At 38.6% G+C, this 446-nt stretch carries 1 protein-coding gene; it reads left to right on the top strand.

What is annotated here, in order from left to right:
- On the top strand, positions 1-446 hold a 446-nt coding region (locus AC979_RS00615; RefSeq protein WP_049372440.1), incomplete at both ends, for a hypothetical protein.

Here is a 446-nt window from a genome sequence, read left to right as displayed (position 1 = left end):
GGTGTAAGTGGCAGTGTGTCAGCTAACTTTGAAACACCATTTGGCGAAAATGGTGCAGCTCAAAGTACAAAACAAGCCACAGATAAAGATGGTAATCTGCTTTATACCGATAAAAATGGCAACACAACTGTTAATTCTAAAGGAGTAGATGGACAAGAGAACACCAAGAAATTGGCTGAAGGCAAGGAATCTCTCCAATTCTCCTATGGCATGGGCTATGGTAAAGATTCCGATAGCCAATCTAGCACAACAAAAAGTGGTATTAATACACAAAATATCATTATTAAAGATGAAGCTGAGCAATTAAAACGTACAGGCAAAACGGTGCAAGAAGAAATTGCGGCGATTAAAACCGATATCACTACAGAGAGTGCACCAAGTCAAAGTGGCAAATTAGAGAACCGTTTTAATAAAGATGATGTTCAAAAAGAGCTTGATTTCCAACG

This window comes from Parahaemophilus parainfluenzae (assembly GCF_001053575.1).
In the GTDB taxonomy this organism is placed as follows: domain Bacteria; phylum Pseudomonadota; class Gammaproteobacteria; order Enterobacterales; family Pasteurellaceae; genus Haemophilus_D; species Haemophilus_D parainfluenzae_S.
Note: the sequence above shows the minus strand (reverse complement) of the source record. Positions and strands in the feature narration are given on the sequence as shown.